This is a genomic window from Rhizobium etli CFN 42, from assembly GCF_000092045.1.
Classification (GTDB): Bacteria; Pseudomonadota; Alphaproteobacteria; order Rhizobiales; family Rhizobiaceae; genus Rhizobium; species Rhizobium etli.
Window position 1 is genome coordinate 2895381 of the sequence record NC_007761.1, and the last position, 19036, is coordinate 2914416.

17 protein-coding genes and 1 pseudogene are annotated in these 19036 nt (G+C 62.5%); 5 read left to right on the forward strand and 13 right to left on the reverse strand.

Annotated features, from left to right (window positions below; translation table 11 throughout):
* Positions 1–3: 3 nt before the first annotated feature.
* The 3 genes and pseudogenes from RHE_RS14230 to nthA form a co-directional block, all read right to left on the reverse strand.
* Positions 4–375 (reverse strand): nitrile hydratase accessory protein, encoded by a 372-nt coding sequence (locus RHE_RS14230; protein WP_041678702.1) that lies wholly within the window; start codon positions 373–375, stop codon positions 4–6.
* Entirely contained in the window at positions 362–1021 is a 660-nt protein-coding gene (gene nthB / locus RHE_RS14235) for a nitrile hydratase subunit beta (RefSeq protein ID WP_011426028.1), read from the reverse strand. Before nthB ends, RHE_RS14230 begins: the two co-directional genes overlap by 14 nt.
* A pseudogene (gene nthA, locus RHE_RS14240) lies at positions 1018–1615 on the reverse strand (nitrile hydratase subunit alpha). The gene nthB and the pseudogene nthA overlap by 4 nt, the downstream one beginning before the upstream one ends.
* A gap of 419 nt (positions 1616–2034) precedes the next feature.
* Here nthA and RHE_RS14245 point away from each other — a divergent pair.
* On the forward strand, positions 2035–3306 hold the full coding sequence (locus tag RHE_RS14245; RefSeq protein WP_011426031.1) for an SDR family oxidoreductase: 1272 nt from the start codon (positions 2035–2037) through the stop codon (positions 3304–3306).
* Positions 3306–3782 (forward strand): DUF2269 family protein, encoded by a 477-nt coding sequence (locus RHE_RS14250; RefSeq protein ID WP_011426032.1) that lies wholly within the window; start codon positions 3306–3308, stop codon positions 3780–3782. The genes RHE_RS14245 and RHE_RS14250 overlap by 1 nt, the downstream gene beginning before the upstream one ends.
* Here the strand turns inward: RHE_RS14250 and RHE_RS14255 are convergent.
* Positions 3774–4367, reverse strand: coding sequence for a LysE family translocator (locus RHE_RS14255; protein ID WP_011426033.1), 594 nt, complete (start codon positions 4365–4367; stop codon positions 3774–3776). The two genes, RHE_RS14250 and RHE_RS14255, sit on opposite strands and share 9 nt — an antisense overlap.
* Before the next feature lie 151 nt (positions 4368–4518).
* On the opposite strand from RHE_RS14255, the gene RHE_RS14260 reads away from it, so the two are divergent.
* On the forward strand, positions 4519–5367 hold the full coding sequence (locus RHE_RS14260; RefSeq protein ID WP_042119277.1) for an aldo/keto reductase: 849 nt from the start codon (positions 4519–4521) through the stop codon (positions 5365–5367).
* Between the two features lie 324 nt (positions 5368–5691).
* Here RHE_RS14260 and ilvN read toward each other — a convergent pair whose 3' ends face one another.
* A complete protein-coding gene (ilvN, locus tag RHE_RS14265; RefSeq protein WP_011426035.1) occupies positions 5692–6264 on the reverse strand; it encodes an acetolactate synthase small subunit in 573 nt (190 codons plus the stop codon).
* Between the two features lie 23 nt (positions 6265–6287).
* Positions 6288–8078, reverse strand: coding sequence for an acetolactate synthase 3 large subunit (locus RHE_RS14270; protein ID WP_073990385.1), 1791 nt, complete (start codon positions 8076–8078; stop codon positions 6288–6290).
* Between the two features lie 323 nt (positions 8079–8401).
* On the opposite strand from RHE_RS14270, the gene RHE_RS14275 reads away from it, so the two are divergent.
* On the forward strand, positions 8402–10426 hold the full coding sequence (locus RHE_RS14275) for an ATP-binding protein (protein WP_042118744.1): 2025 nt from the start codon (positions 8402–8404) through the stop codon (positions 10424–10426).
* On the opposite strand, the gene RHE_RS14280 is transcribed toward RHE_RS14275, so the two are convergent.
* Entirely contained in the window at positions 10411–11325 is a 915-nt protein-coding gene (locus tag RHE_RS14280) for a dihydrodipicolinate synthase family protein (RefSeq protein ID WP_011426038.1), read from the reverse strand. The two genes, RHE_RS14275 and RHE_RS14280, sit on opposite strands and share 16 nt — an antisense overlap.
* 286 nt (positions 11326–11611) lie before the next feature.
* On the reverse strand, positions 11612–12508 hold the full coding sequence (gene miaA, locus RHE_RS14285) for a tRNA (adenosine(37)-N6)-dimethylallyltransferase MiaA (protein ID WP_187331691.1): 897 nt from the start codon (positions 12506–12508) through the stop codon (positions 11612–11614).
* Here miaA and serB point away from each other — a divergent pair.
* Positions 12507–13397 (forward strand): phosphoserine phosphatase SerB, encoded by an 891-nt coding sequence (gene serB, locus RHE_RS14290; protein WP_011426040.1) that lies wholly within the window; start codon positions 12507–12509, stop codon positions 13395–13397. The two genes, miaA and serB, sit on opposite strands and share 2 nt — an antisense overlap.
* 110 nt (positions 13398–13507) lie before the next feature.
* Here the strand turns inward: serB and RHE_RS14295 are convergent, their stop codons facing one another.
* From RHE_RS14295 to RHE_RS14315, 5 genes are all read right to left on the reverse strand, one after another.
* The gene (locus RHE_RS14295) at positions 13508–15217 is read right to left on the reverse strand and encodes a DegQ family serine endoprotease (protein ID WP_011426041.1); all 1710 of its coding nucleotides are present in this window, start codon (positions 15215–15217) and stop codon (positions 13508–13510) included.
* Positions 15218–15416: 199 nt separating this feature from the next.
* Complete coding sequence (hflC, locus tag RHE_RS14300) at positions 15417–16376, reverse strand: protease modulator HflC (RefSeq protein ID WP_011426042.1); 960 nt, start codon at positions 16374–16376, stop codon at positions 15417–15419.
* A gap of 5 nt (positions 16377–16381) precedes the next feature.
* On the reverse strand, positions 16382–17470 hold the full coding sequence (gene hflK / locus RHE_RS14305; protein WP_011426043.1) for an FtsH protease activity modulator HflK: 1089 nt from the start codon (positions 17468–17470) through the stop codon (positions 16382–16384).
* Positions 17471–17619: 149 nt separating this feature from the next.
* The gene (locus tag RHE_RS14310; protein WP_011426044.1) at positions 17620–18138 is read right to left on the reverse strand and encodes a dihydrofolate reductase; all 519 of its coding nucleotides are present in this window, start codon (positions 18136–18138) and stop codon (positions 17620–17622) included.
* A gap of 13 nt (positions 18139–18151) precedes the next feature.
* Entirely contained in the window at positions 18152–18946 is a 795-nt protein-coding gene (locus RHE_RS14315; RefSeq protein WP_011426045.1) for a thymidylate synthase, read from the reverse strand.
* Between the last annotated feature and the right edge of the window lie 90 nt (positions 18947–19036).

Sequence of the window (19036 nt, forward strand, 5' to 3'; positions counted from 1 at the left end):
GGGTCAGCGGTTCGGATCGTTGGCGAGCTCGATCGGCTGCCCATGCGGCGTGGCTTCGGCTGCCCGCTGCCAGCTCTTCTGCAGGTCGAGAATGGCAGATGCATCCGCTATGCCGCGGCTGACAAGCAACTCGGAAAGCGTCGCCACCCAGCAGTCGAAATAATCGCTGCCGTCTTCGGCGCGGCCGGGCTTATGAAGTTCCCGAGACAGGAGCTCGGCCCATTCGCGCCAGGCAAATAGCCCGTTCTCATGCAGATGCACGGTCATGGCGAAGGCTTCGGCCGCCCAAGGCTCGGGAAAGACCGGCGCGCCTTCCGGAGATTTCGGCAGACCGAGCGATCGGCTGAGCTCCGAGGGCATCTCACAAACGCTCAAGATAGCTCTCCCACGCATCGATGGAGACCGTCAGCGACGGATCCGCCCCCTCGCCCCAAATCTCGCCGCCGTCGAAGACGACAGTGTAGAGCCATTGCGGATTCTCGCCTCGGCCATGCGCATTGTCGTCGGGAAAGACGAAGGAGCCCTGCACCGCTTCGACGACGCCCGTCTTGGCGCGCGCATAACGCGGCAGCCGCGTATGGGTCGGCGGATTGAGATTCCTCGTCCTCACCGCCTCACCGACACTAAAGCGCGGCGCGGTTTCGACGGGACGAACGCAAGGCCCGCCCTTTGCCAGTACATCAGCCACCATCTCCGCTTTCAGCACCCGCTTCGGCGCAGCCCCATCCTGCAGTTTGTGGCCGGACAGCAGCTCCTCGCGCGTCGCAAAGCCGTGCCGCGCAAGCAGCGTCTCGACGCCGCGGATCCAGATCTCGTAGTAGCTGGCAGCGAGATAATCGGCCGGCGGGATATTCTCGCGCGCATGCCGGCTTTCATCGATCGTCCATGCACCAAAAGCGCCGCAGGAAAGCGTGATGCCGAGCGCCCGCTTCTCCCAGTCGGCATGGAAACAGGGCTCATCCTTTTCAGGCGCGACAGGCCCGAAGCCCATCTGTCCGCCGAGATCGTGCGGTCCGTTCATGGCAGAGCCTCCTGGCTGCCGGTAGCTGAGATCGGGCTGCCAGCAACCGCGGTGCCGATCATCGCGTCTCGGCTGACGAGACCGGCAAGTGCGGCCTCATCCATTCCTTCCGTGCCTTCCGGCCGCTCGGGGATCACGAGATAACGCAGCTCCGCCGTCGAATCCCAGACGCGGATTTTCTTGTCCGCCGGCAGCGCCAGCCCGAATTCGGCAAGCACGCCGCGCGGGTCGATGACCGCACGCGAACGGTAGGCCGGCGCCTTGTACCAGACCGGCGGCAGGCCGAGCACCGACCAGGGATAACAGGAGCAGAGCGTGCAGACGATGAGGTTGTGGGTGTCGGCCGTGTTGAAGACGGCGCGCATATGCTCGCCCTGCCGGCCGGTATAACCAAGGCTCGCAATCGCCGCCGTCGCATCGCGCCTCAGCCAGTCGGCAAAATCAGGATCGCTCCAAGCTTTGGCCACGACATGCGCGCCGTTCCTCGGCCCCACCTTCGTCTCGTAGGTCTCGACAATCGCATCGATCGCCGCCGGATCGATCAAAACCCTTCTCCGTCAGCAGCGTCTCCAGCGCTTTGACGCGCGCCCGCATGTCGGAGTAATGGTTGTCGTGGGCATGATCGTGGTGATGGTCGTGATCGTCATTGTGGTCGTCGTGCAAGGCAATATCCTCCCGGAACGGCGATCGGCCGCCTGTTTCCTCAATGCGCGCGGCACGCTCCTCCTCTTCTCCCCGGCGGGGAGAAGGTGGCCCGAAGGGTCGGATGAGGGGGCCGCACGGCACGCCCTTCATGATTTGCCCTTCGCTTGCGCTCCGTGCATTCGCGGCTCGCCGCTCACCCCCTCATCTGGCTGCCGGCATCTTCTCCCCGCCGGGGAGAAGCAGAGTCGTGGCAACCTCTCGCCCTAATTCAAAGCAGGTCGGTAAAACCGTCTCCCTTCTTTCTATCATACACCACAACCCCGCCAAGCCCTTCTATCCCAATCAAACTTTTCCGCTAATCTCCCGCCATGAACATCCTGATTCTCGGTGCAACCGGCTTCATAGGCTCCGTCGTCGCGGCCCGGCTCGTCGCGGACGGCCATGCCGTGACCGGGCTCGGCCGCAATCCGGCGCGAGCGCGCCTCAAGCAGCCGGCGATCGACTGGCCGCAGGCTGACCTTTCGCGGATGACAAAGCCTGAGGACTGGGAGAACCTGCTCAAAGACCGGCATGTCGTCGTCAATTGCGCCGGCGCGCTGCAGGATGGTCTGTCGGATGATCTGACGGCGACCCAGGCAGATGCGATGCTGGCGCTCTATGCCGCCGCACAACGCTCGCGCCGTCTGATCGTGCAGATATCAGCAAGGACGGCGGGCGCGGCCGGCGATCTGCCCTTCCTCGCCACCAAGCGGCGGGCTGACGAGGCGCTGGCAGCGAGCGGCCTGCCCTACCTCATCCTGCGCCCTGCCCTCGTTCTCGGCCGCAATGCGCACGGCGGCTCGTCGCTCATCAGGGCGCTTGCCGCCTTTCCCTTGGCGCTGCCGCTCACCCATGCGCAAAGCCCCGTCGAAACGCTTTCCGTGGACGATGTGGCTGAAGCCGTGTCGCAGGCGGTCGCCGGCCAACTGCGTGGGGATATCGTTCTTGCCTCGGACGAGGTGCTGACGCTTGCCGAGCTCGTGCGCCTTCACCGGCAATGGCTGGGCCTGCCGACCGCCCGCGTCGTTTCGCTTGCCCCGTGGCTTGCGCGGCCGGTGACTTGGTTCGCCGATCTCGCCGGCCTACTCGGCTGGCGTTCGCCACTCCGCTCTACGGCGATGACTGTCATGTCCGAAGGCATCAAAAGCGCCAAGGCTCAGAGTGCCCTTGCCGCGACTTCAGCAGCAGCAACGCTCGCGGCCAATCCTTCCGGCGTGCAGGATCTCTGGTTCGCCCGGCTCTATCTGCTGAAGCCGCTCGTCATAGCGGGATTGTCGGTCTTCTGGCTGCTCTCCGGCTTGATCCCGCTGCTGGCGCTGGAGAAGACCTCCACTCACTTCCTGCCCTTCATGCCCGAGGCAGCGGCAACGGCGCTGACGCTTGTGACCTGCCTCATCGACATTGCGCTTGGCGCCGCGGTCCTTGTCCGCCCGCTCGCCAAACGCGCGCTTCTCGGAATGCTGGCCGTCTCATTGGCCTATCTCGCCGGCGCGACGATGCTCGAACCCGCGCTCTGGCTCGATCCGCTCGGTCCGCTCGTCAAGGTGCTGCCATCGATCCTGCTGACGCTGACGGCGCTTGCCACCCTGGATGAACGCTGATGCCCGCGCAATGGCTGCTGCTTGCCCATGTGATCGGCGCGACCGTACTCTTCGGCACGGGCGCCGGCATCGCCTTCTTCATGGTGATGGCGCATCCCACGCGCGATCCCGCCCTGATCGCCCATGTCGCCGAAACCGTCGTCATCGCCGACACCGTCTTTACCGCGACGGCCGCCCTTCTCCAGCCGGTGACCGGTTATCTGCTGGCGCGATCGATCGGCTGGGACCTGACGGAAGGCTGGATTGCGCTGTCGCTGCTGCTTTATGTATTCACCGGCGTCTTCTGGCTGCCTATCGTCTGGATCCAGCTTCGCCTGCGTGACCTCGCCCGCGCTGCAGCGGCCTCGGCAAGCGCCCTGCCGCCCGCCAATTTCAGCCTTTACCGCGCCTGGTTCGCTTTCGGCTTTCTGGCCTTCTCAGCCGTCATCGGCATTTTCTGGCTGATGCTGACGAAACCGTCGATCGCATTATTTTAGCATCGGCCAAAGGCTCGCTACCAGGAGCACTGCCATGGTAATGTTGAACCACTTCAGCCGCACCGGGTCGGAAAGCCATTCCCTGAGCGCCGAGCCGAAGCCCGCCCAGGTGGAGACGCTCGGCACGTTGACCACCGCGAAAGCCAGACCGACGATCAGCACGCTGGCAAGACAGAGTTCGGGATCGGTGTAGGTCGCCATTGCCGTAACCGCCATCACCCAGGCTTTCGGGTTGACCCACTGGAAGGCCGCCGCCGAGAAGAAGGACATTGGCGCAGCACTGCTCTTGCCTTCGCCGAGCGAACGCGAGGAGGCAATCTTCCAGGCGATCCAGACGAGATAGGCGCCGCCGGCGAACTTGAGCACTGCATAGACCAGTGGCATCGTATGCAGCAGCGCCCCGAGCCCGAGGCCGACGCCGATCAGCAGCGAAAAGAAACCGGCGCCGATGCCGAACATATGCGGGATCGTTCTGCGGAAGCCGAAATTCACGCCCGAAGCGAAAAGCATCATATTGTTAGGCCCTGGCGTGATTGACGTCGAAAAGGCGAAGAGAACGAGGGCGAAGAACGTATCGAGCGGCATGCGACCTCCAAAGCCAGCTCATTTTTGCGGCCAGCTTATTTAGGTCAGCATAACTGCCTTAAACTGTTGACGCCATTGCATCATTGTCATGGCGACAGGATTGGTTGAAAGATAAGAACGCTGCCCAACCTCCTGAAAAATGGAAAACATCATGCAGGACGACCCCATCCCCTCCGTCAAATTCCCGAACGGCACGGAAGTGCCGGCGCTCGGCCAGGGAACCTGGGCCATGGGCGAGGACGCCGGCCATGCCAAGATGGAGATCGAGAGCCTCAAGACGGGCATCGATCTCGGCATGACGCTGATCGACACCGCCGAAATGTACGGTGACGGCGGCGCCGAGGAGATCGTCGGCCAGGCGATCAGGGGACGGCGCGACGAGATCTTCCTCGTCAGCAAGGTCTATCCCTGGAATGCCAGCCTGAAAGGCACGGTCGAAGCCTGCGAGCGCAGCCTGGACCGGTTGGGCACTGACCGGATCGATCTCTACCTCCTGCACTGGCGCGGCAACTATCAGCTGGCCGAGACCGTCGCCGCCTTCGAAACGCTGAAAGCGTCAGGCAAGATCGGCGCTTGGGGAGTCTCCAACTTCGACACCGACGACATGCAGGAACTGCTTCGCGTGCCCGACGGCGCCAATGTCGCCGCCAACCAGGTGCTCTACAATCTCTCTCGCCGTGGCATCGAATATGATCTCCTGCCCTGGTGCCAGAACCGCGGCATTCCCGTCATCGCCTATTCGCCGATCGAGCAGGGACACATCCTCCACCATCCCGAACTGATCCGCATCGCGAAGGCGTACCAGGCGACGCCCGCCCAGCTGGCGCTCGCCTTCCTGCTCGAACGCGACGGCGTTATCGTCATCCCGAAGACCTCGAATGCCGAGCGTGTGGCTGAGAACCGCGACTGCGTCTCGCTCGACATCACCGATGAGGATTGGCAGGCGCTCGACGCCGCCTTCCCGCCGCCGGTAAGGAAAAAGCCGCTGGAGATGCTTTGATCTCCAGCGGCTCGAACTGCGTCACGCCTATCCGGCTAGACGCCGTGACTTCGCGATTCCCCCTTCTCCCCAGCGGGAGAAGGTGCCCGGAGGGCGGATGAGGGGGCCGGTGACGCCGGTCTTTCAACTGATCCCCATACGAGCACAGACCAGATTGGGGCGCGACGTTGCGCTGGCGAGGAACAGACAAAGCGGAGAGGATGCTCCGCGTGGCCCCTCACCCGCCTGCCGGCACGTTCTCCCCGAGGAGAGAAGAGACTTGCCGCGCCGTCTCCGTCCCTTGCCAGTCAAGGATGACGCCGAGGAAAGGATGGAGCTTGGGCCTCACATCCCCTGCGCGCCGCGGTTCATCGCAGCGATGCCCGTACGGCAGACCTCGATGAGGCCGAGTGGCTTCATGATCGCGATGAACTGATCGATCTTCGACGACTTGCCTGTTATCTCCAGGATGAAGTGATCAATCGTCGCGTCCACTACTTTGGCGTGGAAGGCATCGGCGAGGCGCAGCGTCTCCGCGCGCGTTTCGCCCTCGCCGATCACCTTGACCAGCGCCACTTCGCGCTCGATCGGCCGGTCCTGGCCAAGTTCGCGGGCCCGAACCGTCAGGTCGACGACGCGGTGCACGGGCACGATGCGTTCGAGCTGCGCCTTGATCTGCTCCAGCACGTGCGGCGTGCCGCGGGTGACGATGGTGATGCGGGAAAGATGCGCCTGATGCTCGGTCTCCGAAACGGTGAGGCTTTCGATGTTATAGCCGCGACCGGAGAACAGGCCGATGACGCGGGCAAGGACGCCGGGCTCGTTGTCTACGAGAACCGAAAGCGTATGGCTCTCGACTGCGGTCGTTTCCGGAGAGATGAAATAGGCAGAGCCCGTGGGCTGAAGATGTGCGTTCATGGTCCTGGGTTCCTACCTTATCGTTATACGAGCTGACGGCCCTTGGCGTCGATTGCGTTGGCGACCGCTTCGTCGGTGGCTTCGTCGGGCAGCAGCATCTCGTTATGGGCCTTGCCCGAGGGAATCATCGGGAAGCAGTTGGCAAGATTGGCGACACGGCAATCGAAAATGACCGGCTTCTTGACCTCGATCATCTCGATAATGGCGTCATCGAGCTCGTCCGGCTTTTCACAGCGCAGGCCGACCGCGCCATAGGCTTCCGCCAGCTTGACGAAATCAGGCATCGCCTCCGTATAGGAGTGCGACAGGCGGTTGCCGTGCAGCAGCTGCTGCCACTGACGCACCATGCCCATGTACTGGTTGTTCATGATGAAGATCTTGATCGGCGCATCGTACTGGATCGCTGTCGACATTTCCTGGATGCACATCTGGATTGAGGCATCGCCGGCAATGTCGATGACGAGGCTGCCGGGATGGGCGATCTGCACGCCGAGTGCCGCCGGCAGGCCGTAGCCCATCGTGCCGAGGCCGCCCGAGGTCATCCAGCGGTTCGGCTGCTCAAAGCCGAAGAACTGCGCCGCCCACATCTGATGCTGGCCGACTTCAGTCGTGATGTAGGTGTCGCGGTCCTTGGTATGCGCATAGAGCCGCTCCAGCGCATATTGCGGCATGATCACGTCGTTGTTCTTCGTATAGGCGAAGGAGTTGCGCGCCCGCCAGCGAGCAATATCGCTCCACCAATCCGCAAGGCGGTTCTTCTCCGGCTTCTTCGGCAGCGCCCGCCACAGGCGAACCATGTCTTCCAGGACATGGCCGACATCGCCGCGGATGCCGATATCGACGCGGACGTTCTTATTGATCGAGGACGGATCGATATCGATATGGATCTTCTTCGAGTTCGGCGAGAAGGCGTTGAGACGCCCGGTGATGCGGTCATCGAAGCGGGCGCCGATGCAGACCATGACGTCGCAGTCGTGCATCGCCATGTTCGCCTCATAGGAGCCGTGCATGCCGAGCATCTTCAGCCAGTTCTTGCCGGAAGCCGGATAGGCGCCGAGGCCCATCAGCGTCGAAGTGATAGGGAAATCGGTGAGCTCGACCAGTTCGCGCAGCAGCTTGGAGGCCTCGGGGCCGGAATTGACGACCCCGCCGCCGGAATAGATGATCGGACGGCGCGCATTCGCCATCAGCTCGATCGCCGCATGGATCTGGTTGAGATCGCCCTGGATCTTCGGCTGGTAGCTCTTCTGGATCGGGTAATCGGCGGGGGGCGTATAGGTGCCGGTCGCAAACTGCACGTCTTTGGGAATATCGACGACAACGGGGCCCGGACGGCCGGACTGGGCGATGCGGAAGGCTTCATGAATTACGGCGGCGAGTTCGTTGACGTCCTTGACCAGCCAGTTGTGCTTGGTGCAGGGCCGCGTGATGCCGACCGTGTCGCACTCCTGGAAGGCATCGGAGCCGATCAGAGAGGTCGGAACCTGGCCGGTCAGGCAGACGAGCGGGATCGAATCCATCAGCGCGTCCTGCAGCGGCGTGACCGCATTGGTGGCGCCGGGACCCGAAGTGACGAGCATGACGCCGACTTTGCCGGTGGAGCGGGCATAACCTTCGGCCGCATGGCCTGCCCCCTGCTCGTGGCGCACGAGGATGTGCTTGACCTCGTCCTGCTGGAAGATCTCGTCATAGATCGGCAGAACCGCGCCGCCGGGATAGCCGAAGATATGTTCGACGCCGTTGTCCTTCAGCGCCTTGAGAACGATCTCCGCTCCCGTCATCCGATTGCCTGCCGCCTGATTGTCCGTGCTCATCTGTCTGTTCCGTTTGATGCTGGGATTTGCGTTTGTGGCCGGAAGCCCGAAATTCGGGCACAAAAAAAGGCCCCGGAGGAGCCTGTCATCTAGCGCATGGGTGGCTGTCGCCGGATGGTTACACCATCCTGCCCATGCGCTTTCCCACCACGATAAGAGCCGTTGCGATTTTCATGGGCCGAAGTGATAGACAGAAAATTTCGCAGCGTCAACGCATGCCGCAATAAAAAACTGCCCCGTGCCTGCACCGCCGAAAATCGACAGGATGAAGGATTTATTAAAGGATCGATCTTATCCTTTAACGCTACCGCAGGGAGTAGCCTTTGCTCAACAACGACTTGCGCATGTCTGGCCAGGCAGGCGAGCACGATCGACGCGACGGCCATGCGCCGGGAAATCGCTTTCTCGGCCGCGTCGTTGCATGCAGCGGCTCCAGGGCGACGATTGCCGCCGTCGCCGTCGAGGGCGGCACCGATCTCACCGAACTCTGGTCCGTCGGCCGGCTGATTTCGATCAGCGTCGGCCGCAACCGCGTCGTCGCCCTAGTCTATCAAATGAACACCGGCAGCCATGCCTGGGGCGAAGGCGAGGACAACAAGTTCAGGATCGAGACCGAGCTTCTCGGCGAAGTCCGAGTCGACGAGGACGGTCGCGAAGAATTCTCGACCGGCATTTCGCGTTACCCCTATCTCGGTGCCATCGCCCATCGCATCCGCGCCGCCGACCTGATGCGCATCTACGATGCCGGTGAAGGCACAACAGCCGTGATCGGCAAGCTGACGCAGGACGAAAACATCGATGCGGCCATCCACATCCCCTCGATGCTCTCGAAGCATTTCGCCGTTGTCGGCTCCACCGGCGTCGGCAAATCGACGGCCGTGTCGCTGCTGCTGCACAAGGCGATTGCCGCCGACCCGAAGCTGCGCGTGCTGATCCTCGATCCGCACAACGAATTCGCGGCCGCCTTTCCCAAGCACGCCGTTACCATCGATACCGATACGCTCGACCTGCCCTTCTGGTTGATGAGGCTCGAGGAATTCGCCGAAGTCGTTTTCCGCGGCCGCCCACCGGTGCCCGAAGAGCTCGACATGCTGCGCGACATCATGCCGGAGGCCAAGCGCGCCTTCCGCGGCAGCGACAACTCACTGGTGCGCCGCACCACGGAAAAGAGCTCGATTACCGCCGATACGCCGGTTCCCTATCGCATGGCCGATCTCCTGGCCCTGATCGACGAGCGCATCGGCCGCCTCGAGGGCCGTTCGGAAAAGCCCTCCCTGCGTTCGCTGAAGATGCGCCTCATCGCGGCAATCAATGATCCGCGCTATCACTTCATGTTTTCCAACAACACGATCAGCGACACGATCATCGACACCATCGCGCAGATATTCCGCATTCCCGGAGACAATCGGCCGATCTGTACCTTCCAACTCGCCGGCATTCCTTCCGAGGTGGTCAATTCCGTCGCCTCCGTGCTTTGCCGCATGGCTTTCGAAGTGGCATTGTGGAGCGACGGCGCCATCCATATGCTGGTCGTCTGCGAGGAAGCGCACCGCTATATCCCGTCCGATCCGAACCTTGGCTTTATCCCGACGCGCCAGGCTATCGCCCGCATCGCGAAGGAAGGCCGCAAATACGGCGTGTCGCTCGGCATCATCACCCAGCGGCCGGGCGAACTCGACCAGACAATCCTGTCGCAGTGCTCGACGCTGTTTGCCATGCGCTTGGCCAACGACCGCGACCAGGAGATCATCCGCTCGGCCATCCCGAATTCGTCGATCTCGACGACAAGCTTCATCTCCTCGATCGGCAATGGCGAGGCGATCGCCTTCGGCGAGGCGATCAGCGTGCCGATGCGCATGCGCTTTTCCCGCGTCGAGGAAAACCTGCTGCCGAAGGCCACCAGCGCCAATAGCAAGCATAGCGAGGACGATCCAGATACGGTCGATTTGCGCAAGATCGTCACCCGCATGCGGGCGGTGAGCGTCGGGCCTGACATTTCGAATTTCCAGCAGGGCTTTGCCGCATCAATGGCAAGTTCCGACGAGGCGGAGACTGCCGACGAAGGCCCCGAACCCAAGCTCTACGCGCCACCCTCGCCCGCTTCAGCGCCGCTCGAATCCTACCGGCGCGAATTGCTGCCGCAGGCGCCGCGGCTGGATCCGGCCGAGCCTGCTTCGATCGATCCGCGGCTGGACGCGCTACGACGCGAGCTGCGTCGCGAGGAGCCGGTCTTTCCCCGGCCGGCGCCGCCGGCCGACCAGCCGCCGATCACTCGCCGGGAACCCGGCCCGTCGCTGCGTGAAAGCATCCTGAAAAAGCCGCTGAGCAGCCTTTACAACAAGGATTGACGCTCCAGCTCGATCAGCGGCCGAGCGGTGCCGAGTACACGCTGGTGATCCGCCGGCCCAAGCGGCAGCAGCGGCCGGGGAAGTTCCGCCCGAACGCCAAGGAGATGCTCGGCCAGCATATAGACTACGCGAATGCTTCCATACGCCTTGAACACCCCCCAAAGCGGCTGCAGACGACCGTCGAGCCGGCGCGCCTCGCCGTCATTGCCAGCCATGGCGGCCTTCGTCAGAGCGAGCGGCGTGCGCGGAAGCAGGCCGCCGATGACGCTGTACCAGGCGTCCGCGCCTGCAAACAGTGCCTCCGCCGCACCCCAATCGCCGCTGTAGCCGATCTCGAGATTGGTCTTTTCCCGTAATGTCGCAAGCTCCCCAAGCAAATCGCCGTCTGCTGGCAGCGGCATTTTCACCGCCTTGATCGTCTCGATATCGGAGAGGCGCTGCAGAAGCTCGCGGCTGAAGGTGAAGTGTGTCGTGCCGGGATTGTTGTAGATGCAAAGCGGCAGCCCGGTCGCCTTCGCCACAGCGAGGAAGTGCTGATAGGCCTCTTCCTGGGTTAGCGGCGTATACGACATAGGCGCAAGCAGAAGCGCATCAGCGCCGGCAGCCTCGGCGTCCCTCGCCAGATCCAGGGCATGGTCCGTCCTCAGCGCGCCCGCTCCGACGACGAGCGGAACACGGCCGTTAACGCATTCGACCGCCGCCTTGACGGCCCTCAACCGCTCCTCGCGGGTGAGATAGGCGTAGATCCCGGTGCTGCCGAGAAGGCCGATGGAGGCCACACCTGCCTCGCACAGAGGAATTAGCAAGCGGCAGAGGGCCTCGGTGTCTACCCGGCCAGCAGAATCGGCGGGCGTTGGCGGAAATGCCGAAAGACCATGAAACGGAGAAGTGACGGGCATGATGCGATCCCTGAAAAGCGGTTAATCGGCAACGGGAGGCAGAAAGCGCTGGAAGATGTTCACGGCCTTCGCGGAGCGAAACGCCCGTAGCCGCATATTTGAGCAGCGGCGAGCCCGCCCCTGACGACGCCGTCCAACTGCCAAATCACGTCTAACCGCGACAATCGCTATTGTCGATCCCCGGGTCGGAGCGCTCGACCTTCGGCGGCTGAGCAGCGTATGGTCCCGCTCTTTTATGTTCGTGAATTTCGCCGAATGCGCCGGACTCTGGCAATATTGCTTCATCCTAATGGGTCAATCGCTGCCAGCTGTCGTCCATCTGATTGCGGAACCAGGTCATTTGCCGCTTGGCATATTGCCGCGTCGCCGCGGCCCCTTTCTCCAGCACCTCATCGCGCGTCATCTCGCCCTTCAGCATCGCCGCGATCTGCGACACACCGATGGCCTTCATGACAGGCGCCTCGGCCGGCAGCCCGAGCGCAAGCAGCGCCTTCACCTCGTCTTCCGCCCCCTGTTGCAGCATCTTTTCGAAACGGCCATTGATGCGGGCATGCAGCACCGCCCGGTCCGGCAGAACGACGATCTTGCGGGCCTCGTCGGCGTCGATCACCACAGGCCCGGACCGCCCCTGGAAATCGGCGATCGAGCGTCCCGTCGCTTTGGTCACCTCCAGCGCCCGGACGATGCGCTGGCCATCCTGGCGGTTGAGGCCTGCCGCCATGGCGGGATCGACGTCGGAAAGCTCGGCGTAAAGCGCGTCCGTCCCCTCCTCCACAAGTCGCCTGCGCAGTTCTTCCCGCAGTGCCTCGGGTATATCAGGCATGTCGGAGAGACCGCCGGTCAGCGCCTTGAAGTAAAGCCCAGTGCCGCCGACGAAAACCGGCAACTGCCCAGCGGCTCGGAGCGCCGGCAAAAGCGCCGAGACATCGCGCAGCCAGGCGCCTGTGGAATAGCCGGCCCACGCCGGCACGTGACCGTAGAGATGATGCGGCACGCCTTGCATCTCCTCTTCCGAAGGACGCGCGGTCAGCACCCGCAGCGTATCGTAGACCTGCATGCTGTCGGCATTGACGACCGCGCCGTTATGGCGCTTGGCCAATTCGACGGCAAGCGCGGACTTGCCGCTGGCGGTCGGCCCGGTTATCAGGATCGCGTTCTCTACGCTCAGAAGGTTTTCCATCATGGCCCTCGTTGCCACGCTTGTTGCCAATCCGTCAAATCCTGTGCTTACTCCTGGCATCGCCGAACAAGCGGCTGAGGCAGTAACCGCTTCCGGCCTCTATTGGCTGGCCGACGGTGTTGCCTGCGACATCGCGCTGCGCGACGGCACGGATGTGCAAGCGGCCGAGGCCAATCTTCTCGCCGTCATATCAAGTGCCCCCATCGACCTCGTCATCCAGGAGCAGGACAGCCGCCGCAAGAAGCTGCTGATCGCCGATATGGATTCGACGATGATCGGCCAGGAATGCATCGACGAACTCGCCGCCGAAGTCGGTCTGAAGGAGAAGGTCGCCGACATCACCGCCCGCGCCATGAATGGCGAGATCGCCTTTGAGCCTGCCCTGCGTGAGCGGGTTGCCCTCTTGAAAGGACTGCCGATCTCGGTTGTCGATGAGGTCATCGCCAAGCGCATAACGCTGACGTCGGGCGGACCGGAGCTGATCGCCACGATGAAGGCAAAAGGTCATTACACCGCCCTCGTCTCCGGCGGCTTCACGGTCTTTACCAGCCGCATCGCCGCCACCCTCGGCTTCGACGAAAACCGCGCCAACACGCTGCTGGACGAGGATGGTATTCTCTCCGGCTTTGTCGCCGAACCAATCCTCGGCAAGCAGGCAAAGGTGGATGCGCTGAACGAGATTTCCGCAAGCCTCGGCATTTCGCCACAGGAGGCAATCGCCGTCGGCGACGGCGCCAATGATCTCGGCATGCTACAGCTCGCCGGCTCCGGCGTCGCCCTCCACGCCAAGCCCACCGTCGCCGCTCAGGCGCAGATGCGCATCAATCATGCCGACCTGACGGCACTACTTTACATCCAGGGTTACCGGAAGACCGATTTCGTGACGCCTTGACGGAAGCAGCACACCCTCGCGCCTTATTCCTGTACTCGTTACGGGAATGGAGGAGGAGAGGTTGAGTGAGAACAGCAAGGCGGCACCTTGTCACCACCGCCGCAGTTCCCCTATTCCATCGGCACCGCCACGAACCGCAGATCGCCGTTTGCCGATGCGATCATCAGCTGGGCATTGCGCCGCCCCTCCTGTTTCAGAGATTTCACCTTGGCCGCGACCGCATCCGGGGATTTCATGAACTCCTGCGCCACCTCGACGATAACGTCCCCCGGCTTCAACCCCTTTTCGGCCGAGGCGGAGCCGGGCTCCACCTCCGTCACAACGACGCCGTCGACGCTCTCGGCGATTCCGAAGGCCTTGCGTGTTTCGGGACTGAGGAGCGACAGCGACAATCCGAGCACGTTCTTCGGCGTGGCCGCATCCGGCGATACCTGGCCCTGTTGGTGCTGGTCGGGCGCGGGTGCGCCCGGTGCGGGCGCTACCTGATCGCCGGTATCCGGCTGGTCCATATCGTCGTTCTCGTCGGGATCAGGGGTGATCACGCCGTCCTGCGAGCCATCGGGCGATGCGTCGCCGGATGCCGCCTGATCGCTATCTTCGAGCCGGCCGAGCTTAACCTTGACGGTCTGCTCCTTGCCGTCGCGCAGCACCACGACGTCGACCTCTTTTCCAACCGTGCTTTCCGCCACGACCCGCGGCAGGTCGCGCATTTCATTGACCGTCTTGCCATCGAATTTCAAAATGACGTCGCCCGCCTTGATCGAGCCGTCGTCGACAGGGCCGCCCTTGATGACGCCGGCGACCAGCGCGCCCTTGGCGGTGTCGAGCCCGAGGCTGTCGGCGATGTCGTCGGTCACCGGCTGGATTCGCACGCCTAGCCAGCCGCGCCGCGTCTCGCCATACTGGCGCAACTGCTCCACGACGCCGGAAGCAAGTTCGGACGGCACTGAGAAGCCGATGCCGATCGACCCGCCACTCGGCGAGATGATCGCCGTGTTGATGCCGATCACTTCACCCTTCATGTTGAAGAGCGGCCCGCCGGAATTGCCCTTATTGATCGCCGCATCCGTCTGGATGAAGTTGTCGTAGGGGCCGGCATTGATGTTGCGGCCGCGCCCGGAAATGATGCCGACCGTCACCGAACCGCCAAAGCCGAATGGATTGCCGATCGCCATGACCCAGTCGCCGATGCGCATCTCGCTGGAATCGCCGAATTTCACCGATTTCAGCGGCGTCTTCGGCTCGACCTTCAACACGGAAAGATCGGTCTTCGTATCCGTGCCGATCAACTTCGCCTTGAGCTTCGAGCCATTGGCGAAATTGACCTCGATGTCATCGGCGCCCTCGATCACGTGGTTGTTGGTGACAATATAGCCGGCCGGATCGATGACGAAACCGGACCCGAGCGAGCTGACATTATGGTTGGGGCCTTTGTTGCCCTGCTTTTTGTTGAAAAAGTCGTTGAAGAATTCTTGGAATGGTGAGCCGTCAGGGGCGCGCGGCGCCGGGCCGACCCCTTCGTCATCCTTCACATTCTGCGAGGTCGAGATATTGACCACGGCATCGAGCAACCCTTCGGCGAGATCGGCAACGGAAGCCGGGCCGTTGGTCGGCACGACGGTCTGAACCGGTGGCGTCTGCTGCGGCGTAGATGCAGGAGGCGTGGGAGCAGCCGGAACAGGCGCGGCAACCCCTGGCACTGCTGTTTCAGGCGAGGTTTGCGCAAAAGCAATCCCGCTCATGCCGGTTTGCGCCAGGATGGTGGCGCTGGCCAGAAGCGCGAGCGTTCGTCTGAAGGGCAAGCGAATCGTGGGGGCCATCAAGCTTCCTCATAAGGGGCAAATGCGCATATTCAGCACCAGCATAAGGCGGAATGATGGAGGGTGAAATCACCTTTTCGCGAAATCCCCGTGCAATCTGACGGACCATCACAAAAGCGCGGCCTTGGCTCTTGACAATCGAGAAGGGCCGGCGCTGGGCCGACCCTTTTCGATCTTGGCGGGAACAGATCCCGCGTTCTCAGTTGGCCGGCGCTGCCGGAGCGGTTGCTCCAGGCGTTCCGGGAGCCGCCGCAGGCGGGCTGGCCGGCGGCTGCCGGGAGGCGCTGGCGGCGTTGTTGAAATAGCGGAAGAATGCCGAATCCGGCGACAGGACCAGCGTTGTGTCCTGCGACGAAAGCGCCGCCGCATAGGCCGCCATCGAGCGATAGAACTCGAAGAAACCCGGGTCTCTTGAGAATGCCTCGGCGAAAACGCGGTTGCGTTCGGCATCGCCCTGGCCGCGCAGGATCTCGGAATCACGCTGGGCGCCGGCAGTCAGCTCGACGACCTGGCGGTCGGCGATGGCGCGGCGGCGCTGACCTTCCTCGTTGCCCTGCGCCCGCAAAAGCTCGGCTTCCGCCAGTCGCTCGGCCCGCATGCGGTTGTAGGTGCGCTCGGAAACATCCTGAGTCAGGTCGGTCCGGCTGATGCGCACGTCGTCGAGCGTGATGCCGAGCGTCTCCGCATCGGCCTGCAGCTCGTTGCGAACCTCGAGCATCATCGCCACGCGTTCCCGGGAGAGCGCGGCTTCGATGCTGCGAACGCCGTAGACCCTGCGCAAGGCGGAATCGAGACGCGTGCGAAGCCGCGCTTCCGCCGCCTCTCTGTCGCCCGAAACCGTTTCGCGGAAACGGCGCGCGTCGTTGATACGGTAGATGAGGAAGGCATTTACCTCATAGAAGGCGCCGCCGGAAACCTGGACACGGATATTGTCAAGGTCGAAGCGCAGCTCCTGCTTCGGCACGTATTGCACCCTATCGGCATCGGCAAAGGCGAAAGGCAGCTTGAAATAGATGCCTGGGTCAGTCTTGACCGACTGGATTTCACCGAAGCGAACGACGATAGCCTGTTCGCGGGCGGTCACGACGAAGACCGACGAATAGATTCCGACCAGCACGACCGCCAGAAGGACCAGAATTACGGGAAGTCTGTTGGACATTGGTCTCAGCCTCCCTGCTGCTGTTGTTGCTGTGTCGGCCTGCCGACCTCATTGAGAGGCAGATAGGGCACGGCGCCGGCCTTTTGGTCTATGATCACTTTCTTGGAACCCTTCAGCACCTGTTCCATCGTTTCCAGGAACAGCCGCTCCCGCGTCACGTCAGGAGCCTTGGAATATTCGTCGTAGATCGAAACGAAGCGTTGCGCTTCACCTTCAGCCTCCTTGACGATCCGGTCCTTGTAGGCGGCTGCGGCTTCGCGGATGCGGGCCGCATCACCGCGGGCCTGGCCGAGCTTCTGGTTGGCGTATTGGTTCGCCTCCTCCACGAGGCGCTGCTTGTCCTGATCGGCACGCTGCACTTCCTCGAAGGCATCGGCCACGTCACGCGGCGGCGCGACGTCCTCGATCGTTACGCGGTTGATCGCAATGCCGGCGCCGTAGCGATCCATCGTATCCTGGATGATGTTGCGCACTTCAGTCTCGATCGGTCCGCGATTGTCACGAAAGGCATCCTGAGCAGGGCGCCGGCCGACGATTTCGCGCATGGCGCTTTCGGAAACCTGCTGTAGCGTTTCAGCCGGATTTTCGAGACGGAAAAGATAGGATTTCGGGTCGTTGATCGTGTAGAGCACGGAGAACTGCACGTTGACAATGTTCTGGTCGCCGGAAAGCATCAGTCCAGCCGTCGAATTGCTGTTGTTGCGTCCGCCGATATTCTGCTGCTGCTCGGTCACCTTCACGATCTCGACCGCGTCCATCGGCCAGATGCGAAAATGCAGGCCGGGCATGGAAATTTCCTCTCTCGGCTTGCCGAAGCGCAGCTCGACGCCGCGTTCGTCCGGCTGGACGGTGTAGACGCACTGGATCAGCCAGAAAACGGCGACGATCGCCACGACGATCGCCGCCACGCCACCATTGAAACCGCCGGGAACGATATTGCGCAACTGATCCTGGCCGCGCCGGATGATGTCTTCCAGATCGGGCGGTCCGCCCTTGCCGCCACGCGGGCGGTTCGGCCCCTGGCCCCATGGTCCCTGATTGTTACCGCCGCCGCCCCAAGGGCCGCCGCCGCCATTCTGATTGCTCCAGGGCATCAAAACCTCGTTGTTCGTTAAGTCTTCCCCGCATCCGGGACCGTGGGGGCTGACCGGCCGATGCGTTGGTGACCGTTATAGGTATCGCCGCACCGGCTTTCAACGCAGCGTGAGAAACTTGGTCAATTTAATTGGAAAATAGTTCGTTTTCAGGCGCGACGGCGTTCATAGACGACAAAGCGGGTGGGATAGCTGTCCCTCTCGCCGGCCGGCACCGCGACCACCTCCCCCGCCTGCCAGGTGCCCGGATCGATCGCGGGAAAAAACGCGTCGCCGTCAAGATCGGCCTCGACATGGGTGATGTACATTCGATCGGCAAGATCGATTGCCTGGGCATAGATCTGCCCCCCGCCGATGATGCAGATTTCGCCGGCCCCGGTTTGGAGTGCCAGCCGTTCGGCGGCTTCCAGCGCCTCGGCCAGCGAATGCGCCATGCTGATGTCGGAGTGGTCGATCGCCGCTTGTCGCGAAATGACGACGTTCGGCCGTCCCGGCAGCGGCTTGCCGATGGAATCGTAGGTCCTACGGCCCATGACGACAGGCTTGCCCAATGTCAGCGTCTTGAAGCGTTTGAGATCACTCGACAACCGCCATGGCATGTCACCCTCGCGACCGATAGTGCCGTTGCGGGCGACGGCGGCGATAATGGTCCTGCGAATATCCGCCATGAAATGTCCCGGGTCAGACGGCGATCGGCGCCTTGATGCTGGCATCGGCTTCATAGCCGATCAGCTCGAAATCATCGAAGGTGAAGCCGAAAATGTCCTTCACTTCGGGATTGATCCGCATGAAGGGCAGCGGCTTCGGCCGGCGCGTCAGCTGCAGCTTCGCCTGGTCGAAATGATTGTGGTAGAGATGCGCGTCGCCGAGCGTGTGGACGAAATCGCCGCCTTTGAGCCCCGTTACCTGAGCCACCATCATCGTCAAAAGCGCATAGGAAGCGATATTGAATGGTACGCCGAGGAAAACATCGGCGGATCGTTGGTACAACTGGCAGGAGAGCTTGCCGTCGGCGACATAGAACTGGAACAGGCAATGGCACGGCGGCAGCGCCATCTGGTCGACCTCAGCCGGATTCCAGGCCGAGACGATGTGGCGGCGTGAGTTCGGATTGTTGACGATGCCTTTGACGAGATTGGCGATCTGGTCGATATGGCCACCGTCAGGGGCCGGCCAGGAGCGCCACTGGGCACCGTAGACCGGTCCGAGGTCGCCGTTCTCGTCGGCCCACTCATCCCAGATCGAAACGCCGTTCTCCTTGAGATAGCGGATATTGGTTTCGCCCTTCAGGAACCATAAAAGCTCGTGGACGATCGAGCGCAGATGCAGTTTCTTCGTCGTCAGGACGGGAAAGCCTTCCCCGAGATCGAAGCGCATCTGGTAACCGAAGACCGAGCGCGTGCCGGTGCCGGTGCGGTCGCCCCGGTCGGAGCCCTTTTCCATCACATGAGCGAGGAGATCGAGATATTGCTGCATGTCGCGCTGATTCCCTTTTCTCCAATTTAAGCCTTCGCCTCGAGGAAACCAATCGGAGGCGGATATTTTCCCGTCCTTTTTGCCACCCGA

Excerpts from the sequence above, each read along its gene's own strand:
- RHE_RS14295 (WP_011426041.1), bottom strand. The coding sequence starts at position 15,217 with ATGGCCCCCACGATTCGCTTGCCCTTCAGACGAACGCTCGCGCTTCTG.
- RHE_RS14315 (WP_011426045.1), bottom strand. The coding sequence starts at position 18,946 with ATGCAGCAATATCTCGATCTCCTCGCTCATGTGATGGAAAAGGGCTCC.
- RHE_RS14280 (WP_011426038.1), bottom strand. The coding sequence starts at position 11,325 with ATGCCCGTCACTTCTCCGTTTCATGGTCTTTCGGCATTTCCGCCAACG.
- ilvN (WP_011426035.1), bottom strand. The coding sequence starts at position 6,264 with ATGAACGCACATCTTCAGCCCACGGGCTCTGCCTATTTCATCTCTCCG.
- hflK (WP_011426043.1), bottom strand. The coding sequence starts at position 17,470 with ATGCCCTGGAGCAATCAGAATGGCGGCGGCGGCCCTTGGGGCGGCGGC.
- RHE_RS14250 (WP_011426032.1), top strand. The coding sequence starts at position 3,306 with ATGCCCGCGCAATGGCTGCTGCTTGCCCATGTGATCGGCGCGACCGTA.
- RHE_RS14245 (WP_011426031.1), top strand. The coding sequence starts at position 2,035 with ATGAACATCCTGATTCTCGGTGCAACCGGCTTCATAGGCTCCGTCGTC.
- miaA (WP_187331691.1), bottom strand. The coding sequence starts at position 12,508 with ATGATGGAAAACCTTCTGAGCGTAGAGAACGCGATCCTGATAACCGGG.
- nthB (WP_011426028.1), bottom strand. The coding sequence starts at position 1,021 with ATGAACGGACCGCACGATCTCGGCGGACAGATGGGCTTCGGGCCTGTC.
- hflC (WP_011426042.1), bottom strand. The coding sequence starts at position 16,376 with ATGTCCAACAGACTTCCCGTAATTCTGGTCCTTCTGGCGGTCGTGCTG.
- RHE_RS14260 (WP_042119277.1), top strand. The coding sequence starts at position 4,519 with ATGCAGGACGACCCCATCCCCTCCGTCAAATTCCCGAACGGCACGGAA.
- RHE_RS14310 (WP_011426044.1), bottom strand. The coding sequence starts at position 18,138 with ATGGCGGATATTCGCAGGACCATTATCGCCGCCGTCGCCCGCAACGGC.
- RHE_RS14255 (WP_011426033.1), bottom strand. The coding sequence starts at position 4,367 with ATGCCGCTCGATACGTTCTTCGCCCTCGTTCTCTTCGCCTTTTCGACG.
- RHE_RS14270 (WP_073990385.1), bottom strand. The coding sequence starts at position 8,078 with ATGAGCACGGACAATCAGGCGGCAGGCAATCGGATGACGGGAGCGGAG.
- serB (WP_011426040.1), top strand. The coding sequence starts at position 12,507 with ATGGCCCTCGTTGCCACGCTTGTTGCCAATCCGTCAAATCCTGTGCTT.